9 protein-coding genes and 1 pseudogene are annotated in these 8,307 nt (G+C 56.7%); 5 read left to right on the top strand and 5 right to left on the bottom strand.

Annotation, left to right across the window (positions count from 1 at the left end; genetic code table 11):
- The 3 genes from paaB to rlmJ form a co-directional block, all read right to left on the bottom strand.
- Positions 1-269: 1,2-phenylacetyl-CoA epoxidase subunit PaaB (paaB, locus tag Q0341_RS14010; protein WP_299514555.1), on the bottom strand; the 269-nt coding region annotated here is incomplete at its 3' end.
- Positions 266-1,297 (bottom strand): 1,2-phenylacetyl-CoA epoxidase subunit PaaA, encoded by a 1,032-nt coding sequence (paaA, locus tag Q0341_RS14005; protein WP_299514553.1) that lies wholly within the window; start codon positions 1,295-1,297, stop codon positions 266-268. The genes paaA and paaB, both read right to left, overlap by 4 nt.
- Before the next feature lie 118 nt (positions 1,298-1,415).
- Positions 1,416-2,303: a 23S rRNA (adenine(2030)-N(6))-methyltransferase RlmJ gene (gene rlmJ, locus Q0341_RS14000; protein WP_299514551.1), complete on the bottom strand. Its 888-nt coding sequence runs from the start codon at positions 2,301-2,303 to the stop codon at positions 1,416-1,418.
- Between the two features lie 197 nt (positions 2,304-2,500).
- On the opposite strand from rlmJ, the gene rplM reads away from it, so the two are divergent.
- From rplM to erpA, 3 genes are all read left to right on the top strand, one after another.
- Positions 2,501-2,932 carry a 50S ribosomal protein L13 gene (gene rplM, locus Q0341_RS13995; protein ID WP_019431015.1) on the top strand — a complete coding sequence of 144 codons (432 nt, stop codon included), beginning with the start codon at positions 2,501-2,503 and terminating at the stop codon, positions 2,930-2,932.
- Between the two features lie 11 nt (positions 2,933-2,943).
- Positions 2,944-3,336 carry a 30S ribosomal protein S9 gene (gene rpsI, locus Q0341_RS13990; protein WP_019431016.1) on the top strand — a complete coding sequence of 131 codons (393 nt, stop codon included), beginning with the start codon at positions 2,944-2,946 and terminating at the stop codon, positions 3,334-3,336.
- Between the two features lie 169 nt (positions 3,337-3,505).
- Positions 3,506-3,871: an iron-sulfur cluster insertion protein ErpA gene (gene erpA, locus Q0341_RS13985; RefSeq protein ID WP_299514544.1), complete on the top strand. Its 366-nt coding sequence runs from the start codon at positions 3,506-3,508 to the stop codon at positions 3,869-3,871.
- 33 nt (positions 3,872-3,904) lie between these two features.
- Here erpA and Q0341_RS13980 read toward each other — a convergent pair whose 3' ends face one another.
- Positions 3,905-5,053: an anhydro-N-acetylmuramic acid kinase gene (locus tag Q0341_RS13980; protein WP_299514541.1), complete on the bottom strand. Its 1,149-nt coding sequence runs from the start codon at positions 5,051-5,053 to the stop codon at positions 3,905-3,907.
- 89 nt (positions 5,054-5,142) lie between these two features.
- Positions 5,143-6,609: a M23 family metallopeptidase gene (locus Q0341_RS13975; protein WP_299514539.1), complete on the bottom strand. Its 1,467-nt coding sequence runs from the start codon at positions 6,607-6,609 to the stop codon at positions 5,143-5,145.
- Positions 6,610-6,752: 143 nt separating this feature from the next.
- Here Q0341_RS13975 and tyrS point away from each other — a divergent pair, with 143 nt between their 5' ends.
- Complete coding sequence (gene tyrS, locus Q0341_RS13970) at positions 6,753-7,985, top strand: tyrosine--tRNA ligase (RefSeq protein WP_299514536.1); 1,233 nt, start codon at positions 6,753-6,755, stop codon at positions 7,983-7,985.
- Between the two features lie 52 nt (positions 7,986-8,037).
- Positions 8,038-8,307: pseudogene (locus Q0341_RS13965) on the top strand (cation transporter); the annotation flags it as partial.

Genomic DNA, 8,307 nt, shown 5'->3' with positions numbered 1-8,307 from the left:
GGGTGGCGGTACACCTTGTCGCTGGCCGGGTCAAAGAATTCGGGCTTGTCGTTGGGCTCACTCGCCGAAATGTTGGCCGAGGGCACGACCCAGATGCTCACGCCTTCTTGGCGGCGGGTGTAAACATCGCGCGCCATTTGCAAAGCGTGCTCCGAGTCCGATGCATGCAGGCTGCCGCAGTGCTTGTGCTCCAGGCCTTGCTTGGAGCGGACAAAGACTTCCCACAGAGGCCATTCTTTCAATGTGGCGGTGTTGGCAGTGGTGTTCATGCGGCTTCCTTCAATTGACGCACTTGTTGTTTTTTTGCGTGAGCGAGAGCCGCTTCGCGCACCCAGGCACCGTCGTTCCAGGCTTTGACGCGGGCGCCCAGTCGCTCTTTGTTGCAGGGACCATTGCCATTCACCGTGGCCCAAAATTCGTCCCAGTCGATCTGGCCGTAGTCGTGTTGACCACGCGCTTCGTTCCACTTCAAATCTGGGTCGGGCAAGGTCACGCCCAACACCTTTGCTTGCGGAACGGTGGCGTCCACAAATTTTTGTCGCAAGTCGTCGTTACTGATGCGCTTGATGCCCCAGCGCATGCCTTGTGCGCTGTTGGGGCTGTCGGCATCCGGCGGGCCAAACATGGCCAGGCACTTCCACCACCAGCGGTTGACGGCGTCTTGCACCATGGCTTTTTGTTCGGCCGTGCCTTGCATCATCACCAGCAGGGCTTCGTAGCCTTGGCGCTGGTGGAAGCTTTCTTCTTTGCACACACGCACCATGGCGCGGGCATAAGGGCCATAAGAGCAGCGGCACAGGGGCACTTGGTTCATGATGGCTGCACCGTCCACCAGCCAGCCGACCACGCCGACATCGGCCCAGTTGAGGGTGGGGTAGTTGAAAATGGAGCTGTATTTGGCTTTGCCGGTGTGCAGGCCGTCCAGCATCTGGTCGCGGCTGGTGCCCAGGGTTTCGGCGGCGCTGTACAGATACAGACCGTGGCCGGCTTCGTCTTGCACCTTGGCGATCAAAATCGCTTTGCGTTTCAAACTTGGGGCGCGACTGATCCAGTTGGCTTCGGGCAGCATGCCGACAATTTCGCTGTGGGCATGCTGGCTGATCTGGCGCACCAGGGTTTTGCGGTAGGCCTCTGGCATCCACTCGCGGGGTTCGATGCGGCCATCGGCATCGATGCGGGCATCGAAGGCCGATTGCAGGGCAGCGTCTTGGGCGCTCAAAGCTTTGGGGACGGCTTTCAGACCGACCGACTTGGCGTCTTCGGAACCGTCCGGGACGCTGAATGATTGCGTGTACATGGGTTTCTCCTGCGCCAAACAGGATGGAATGATCGCGGCGCAGCTGCCAGTATACCCATTAACCGACCGTTCGGTCGGCTAATTTGTTTGGCAGAAACTCAGGTCTTTCCCTGAGTGCTTAAGACGACTCTACAGCCCAGTTTTTGCCAGATCCACGCGCCAAAGCAGGCCCGACCACGTCCAGCGCCTTGCGGATTTGGTCTTTCAAGGTGAACGGCGGGTTGATGACGAACATGCCGCTGGCCACCAGTCCGCCTTCATCGCCTGGACCCCGGCCAATCGCCAAGGTGGCGTTGAGCCAAGGCTTTTGAGACTGGTTGGCCAAGGTGCGCAGGCGTTTGGGCAAGTCGTGCGCTTCGGGGCGGGGAATGATGGGGTACCATACCAAATAAGTGCCTGTGGAAAAACGCTTGAGGTATTCCTGGATGACGCTGGCGACCTTGCTGTAATCCGATTTGATTTCGTAGCTGGGGTCGATCAACACCATGGCCCGCTTGGAGCCGGTGGCCGAAGGCGGTGGCGGCAAGATCTTTTTGAGGGCTTCAAAGCCGTCTTCCCGGCTCACGGTGACCGTGCGCCCGGCATCCAGCTGGGCGATGTTGGAGGTCAGCGATTTGCTGTCGGTCGGGTGCAACTCGAACAAGCGCAAACGGTCACGCGAGGCGTGGCGCATCAGTTTGTGCATCAGAAAAGGCGAGCCGGGGTAAATTTTGGCTTGCCCGTTGGGGTTGAAGCTGGCGATCTGTTCCAAGTAATCCTGAACCGGCTCAGGCAGGGCGTCGAGCTTTTCTGCCGCCTCCAAAAGCTTGAAGAGTCCGTCCTCGGCTTCCGCCCCTTTTTGTGAGTAATCGCCGTCCAGCCGGTACAAACCGGCCCCGGCGTGGGTGTCAATGAGGGTAATGCCAGCCTCTTTTTGCATGAGGTGGCGCATGGTCGCGAGCAAGGTGATGTGTTTGAGCACATCGGCATGGTTGCCCGCGTGGAAAGCGTGTCGGTAACTGAACATCCCTTGATGGTAACCAATAACGTCCGCATGTCCTTGATTTTTCGTATAATAGAAGGCTTCGCAGCGATCCAGTGGTCCCGCGGCGAAGACGCTGATTGCCGCAAGGCAGCAGCAAATTCCCACCTAAGAGGCTCCCAAAAGAGGAGCACCGACCGTGGAAAAGGACCCGCCAAACCTTTCTTTTAAAGAGAAAACTCATGACAACAACATTCAGCGCAAAACCCGCTGAGGTCGTGCACGAGTGGTTTGTGATTGACGCGACCGACAAGGTCCTCGGACGAGTAGCCAGCGAAGTTGCTCTCCGTTTGCGCGGCAAACACAAGGCCATTTACACGCCTCACGTCGACACCGGTGACTTCATCGTCATCATCAATGCTGCCCAACTCAAAGTGACGGGCACCAAGACGATCGACAAGATTTATTACCGCCATTCCGGCTACCCAGGCGGCATCACTGCCACCAACTTCCGCGACATGCAAGCCAAGCACCCTGGCCGCGCACTCGAGAAGGCTGTCAAGGGCATGCTGCCCAAGGGCCCACTCGGTTACGCCATGATCAAGAAACTCAAGGTGTATGGTGGCGCTGAGCACCCACACACCGCCCAACAGCCTAAAGTGCTGGACATCTAAGGAGACTTGAGATGATTGGTGAATGGAACAATGGCACAGGCCGTCGCAAATCCAGCGTCGCCCGCGTGTTTCTGAAAAAAGGCACTGGCAAGATCACGGTCAACGGCAAGGACATCCAAGCCTACTTTGGCCGCGAAACTTCGATCATGATCGCCAAGCAACCCCTCATGTTGACCAACCATGCCGAAACTTTCGACATCATGATCAACGTGCACGGCGGTGGCGAATCCGGTCAAGCTGGCGCATCGCGCCACGGCATCACCCGCGCCCTGATTGACTACGACGCAACGCTCAAGCCTATGCTGAGCCAAGCTGGTTTTGTCACTCGCGATGCCCGTGAAGTCGAACGTAAAAAGGTCGGCTTCCACTCAGCCCGCCGTCGCAAGCAGTTCTCTAAGCGTTAACCCGCTTTCCTGCTTCGCCCAAAAAGCCGCACCGGTTCGCCGTGGCGGCTTTTTTAATGGGCGTACAGCTGGGCGTAAAACCCATGCGCCCAGTAGCGTTACTGTGTGCGAGCGGCAGTAATTCCCGACCAAAGCGCTATACTATTTGTCATTGAACCGGAGAACCATCATGAGCGCTGTTGCTGAAAATATCCAGACCGAAATGCCCGAACCGATTGTCTTCACCGACAGCGCTGCCGCCAAGGTGGCTGACCTGATCGCCGAAGAGGGCAACCCTGACCTCAAGCTGCGCGTGTTTGTGCAAGGTGGCGGCTGCTCGGGCTTCCAGTATGGCTTCACCTTTGACGAAATCACCAACGAAGACGATACGACCATGAGCAAGCATGGTGTGTCGCTGCTGATTGATGCGATGAGTTACCAGTACCTGATTGGTGCCGAGATCGATTACAAGGAAGACCTGCAGGGTGCTCAGTTTGTCATCAAGAACCCGAACGCCACGTCCACCTGCGGCTGCGGCTCTTCTTTTTCGACCTGATCGAACCCACGGGGGCCAAGCGTCTCCGCTATCTCACCGGGGGTAAATCGCCCCCAAGACACGGGCGCCTCTGGCGCCCGTGACGCTTGGCAAGCTCGCGGTTTCTCGGCGCAGTGTTTTGTAGGCCAACCAAGCAAAAGCGGCCGCTTCGACCTGCAAGGGGGGCAAACCCCGGTGCTCACTGCTGATCACCTGCAAAGCGGGCAGGTGGTGTGCCAAGCGGTGCATCAAGTGCGTGTTCAACGCGCCGCCACCACACACGATCAATTCATGGGCAGCTTGGCCCGCCCTCAGCATGTCCCGCGCACAAGCCACAGCCGTGAACTCAGTCAAGGTGGCTTGTATGTCCTGTGCTGGCAGTTCAGCAAACCGCGCAGTGCCATTCAGGTGACGCATCAGCCAGTTTGGGTTGAACAGATCACGCCCTGTACTTTTGGGAGGCAACTCGTGCAGATAAGGTTCAGACATGAACGCCGCCAGCAAGTCCTGCGCAATGACGCCCTGAGCGGCCCATGCGCCGCTTTGGTCAAACGCTTGACCGGTATGTGTCGCGCACCAAAAGTCGAGCAAGGCATTGCCAGGCCCACAGTCCCAGCCTAGAACAGTGCCATCGGGGTGCAGAAGGCTCAAGTTGGAGATGCCGCCGATGTTGAGGACTCCGACACCATGGCCTGCTTGGCCAAAGATGCCTTGGTGAAAGGCTGGCACGAGGGGCGCACCTTGCCCGCCTGCGGCCAGATCGCGGCTGCGAAAATCGCACACCACATCGATGCCACTCAACTCGGCCAAAAGGGCGGGGTTGAGCAATTGAATCGTATAACCCACTGCGGCTTGATGGCGTGAAGCATCGCCATCAAACGCCAATGGGCGATGGCGCACGGTTTGGCCGTGGGCTCCGATGCCCGTGATTTGTGCGGCTTCGAGGCCAGTTTGAGCGAGCAAAGCTGCCACGACTTGGGCGTAATGACGGGCGATGTCATTGGCTGCCAGCGCACTGCGGTGCAATTCGTCCGTGCCGCTTTGGTTGAGTGCCATCAACTGCGATCGAAAGGCGGTCGAAAATGGGGTGAAAGCGTGGGCAAGGACCTGCAAAGTGCCGCCCTGTTCCATTTGGGCCAATACGCCGTCAACACCATCCAAGGAGGTGCCTGACATCAAGCCAATGAAACGCGAGGGGGGCATGGCGAAACGGGGTTGAAGAAGACCAGGGGCTCAAAGTCGATGTGCAGACCCGGGACACAGCCATCAAAAAAGGGCCTGAGGGCCCTTTTTTACTGTATGGCGCTTTCGCTCATTTGCGCGGCGGCTTGCAGCTGCGCTTGTGATTCAAGGGAGATGGCTTTGAAGCGGGACATGGCCAACGGCGAAATGGGCTTGGGTTGGGCCAAGCGAATGATCTTTTCAGGGTTGACGTGGGCACCATTGACCAAAAATTCAAAATGGAGGTGGGGTCCAGTCGACCAACCGGTCGTGCCTACAGCACCAATGGTTTGGCCTTTTTGAACGGTTTGACCTTGGCGAACCGAAATTTTACTCAAGTGAGCGTAAAGGGTTTTGTGGCCATTGCTGTGGAGAATTTGAACCAAATTCCCAAAGCCACCTTGGCGTCCGCTGAAGGTGACCACACCATCGCCAACGGTCATGACCGGTGTGCCTGTGGGCGCAGCATAATCAACGCCCAAATGGGCCATGCGCGTTTTGAAAATGGGGTGCAGTCGGACAGTGAATCCACTGGTTTTGCGCGAAAACGGCACGGGAGAAGCCAAATACGACCGGCTCAGGCTTTTCCCTTCCATGTCGTAGTAATTGCCTTTTTGGCCGGGCTCTTCAAACCAAACCGCTTCGTAGCGTTGGTTGTCGTTTTGCAGCTCCGCGCTGAGCACCCGCCCCGTACGGATGGGTTCGCCATCGGCTTCCAGGACTTCATACACCACTGAAAAACGTGCACCTTTGCGGAGTGTTCGGTGAAAGTCGATCTGGTTGGAGAAAATTTGCGTCAATTGGTTGATGACGGGGTCCGGTAAACGCGCTTCGTCAGCAGCATCGTAGAGCGAGCGAACGACGGTGCCACCTGTCATCCGAATGCTGGTGTTCATCGGCGAGGTTTCGAGCGATGCGCGAAGGCCTTGCGGTGTGCGTTTCACCACGAGGCGTTGGAAAAAATCATCGGTTTCGTTTTTGAGCCAGCGGACGTTGAGCGTGCGCAGTTTTTGTTGGCTGTTGGCTTCGGCGGTCACAGCGCGGCCAAATTGTTGCAACGCTTGGCGCGCCAAAGGGTTGGAGCGCAGATAAGCTGCGGCTTCGCTGTCAACCAAACCCAAACGGGTCAATAATTTTTCGGGGGTATCGGAACGCAGTGTGAAGTCTGAGCGCGTCAAATTGACTTCAAACAGGTCAAGTTCTTGGGCTTGTGCTTCAAGTTCAGCAATCTTGACCGGCACGGTGATGCTGACCACCGGTTGGTCTTGGATGTCTGGCCCCAAATTGGCAATGGCAAAAGCACCGCCACCGCCGACCAACAAAAGGGCGGTTAAGCTGGTGCTGATGGTTTTGGGATGACGGCTTAACCAAGTGCCGACCGTTTGCGATGCACGCGTCAGTTGTGGATGTTCCCCATCGAGCCAAAAGAGCACCCGTTGCGCAGCGATCAGCAATGCGCCCAACACCGCGGTGCACAGGAACAAGAACGCCAACAGCAGGGAGATCAGTTTGGACTGAAGATAAGAAATAATGGACATCAATGGTGCTTGGGTCATCTTGGCTGCAGAGCAAGTGCAGGCCTGTATGGCATGGAACTCGGCCAAGCTGCCTCTAAAATAGGCAGCAAAACTATGAAATCATTGTAACGGTCTACACCCCATTGACTACAGACAAAACCCTTATGAATCAGACGCCTGTTACAAAATTCCAAATCACAGATCAGGTATTGAATTCTTTGGATGTAACCCTAAGGGGTTGCGAAGAGTTGATCCCCAAAGAAGACTGGCTGCAAAAGTTGGCCAAATCCGAAGCCACAGGGGTGCCTTTGCGCATCAAGCTGGGCCTGGACCCGACAGCCCCGGATATCCACATTGGGCACACCGTGGTGCTCAACAAGATGCGTCAACTCCAGGATTTGGGGCACCAGGTGATCTTTTTGATTGGCGACTTCACCAGCCTGATCGGTGATCCTTCCGGTCGCAACAGCACCCGGCCGCCGCTCACGCCTGAGCAGATCAAACTGAACGCCGAAACCTATTACAAGCAAGCCAGCATGGTGCTGGACCCGTCCAAGACCGAAATCCGCTACAACAGCGAATGGTCGTTGCCTTTGGGCTCCATGGGCATGATTCAGCTGGCTTCCAAGTACACCGTGGCGCGCATGATGGAGCGCAACGATTTTCATGACCGTTTCAAGGCGGGGACACCGATTTCGGTGCACGAATTTTTGTACCCGCTGATGCAGGGCTACGACTCCGTGGCACTCAAATCCGACCTGGAGCTGGGCGGCACCGACCAGAAGTTCAACCTGCTGATGGGCCGGCACCTGCAAGCCGAATACGGCCAAGAGCAGCAGTGCATTTTGACCATGCCTCTGTTGGAAGGGCTGGACGGTGTGGACAAAATGTCCAAGTCCAAAAACAACTACATCGGTATTTCAGAAGACGCCAACACCATGTTTGCCAAGGTGTTGAGCATCTCAGACACCCTCATGTGGCGTTGGTTCACTTTGTTGTCCTTCAAGTCCATCGCCGATATCGAGGCCTTGAAAAAAGAAGTCGAAGGTGGGCGCAACCCCAAAGACGCCAAGGTCATGTTGGCCAAGGAAATCACAGCACGTTTTCACAGCGCAGCAGCGGCCGAGACCGCAGAACAAGACTTCATCAACCGCAGCAAAGGCGGTGTGCCCGAAGACATTCCAGAAGTGTCTTTGACCGGTGCGCCCTTGGGCATTGGGGCGTTGCTCAAATCGGCGGGTTTGGCACCTTCAACGACCGAAGCTGGACGCCTGATTGAAGGCGGTGGCGTGCGTGTAGATTCCAGCGTGGTCAGCGACAAAGGGCTGAAGTTGGAAGCGGGCACCTACATTGTGCAAGTGGGTAAACGCAAATTTGCCAAAGTGACATTGGTTTGATGGCGCAGGCTTTGGTCCTGGCGCGTTTATCCGACGAGGGTATGCTGGGCGCATGAAAAAAATCGACGCCTGGATGACCCCGACCCGCATGCTTTGGGTGTCGGTTTTGGTGGCTTTGGTCACGATCGCCCTGAAAACCTTGGCTTGGTGGCTGACCGATTCTGTGGGCTTGTTGTCCGATGCGATGGAGTCGGTGGTCAACTTGGCCAGCGCCATTTTTGGCTTGATGATGGTCACGGTGGCAGCCCGACCAGCCGATGACGAGCACCCCCTTCGGTCACCACAAAGCCGAGTACTTTTCTTCGGGTTTTGAGGGCATCCT

The organism is uncultured Limnohabitans sp., assembly GCF_937889215.1.
GTDB lineage: Bacteria > Pseudomonadota > Gammaproteobacteria > Burkholderiales > Burkholderiaceae_C > Limnohabitans_A.
The sequence above is the reverse complement of the archived record's forward strand: the minus strand, read 5'-3'. Positions and strand labels throughout refer to the sequence as shown.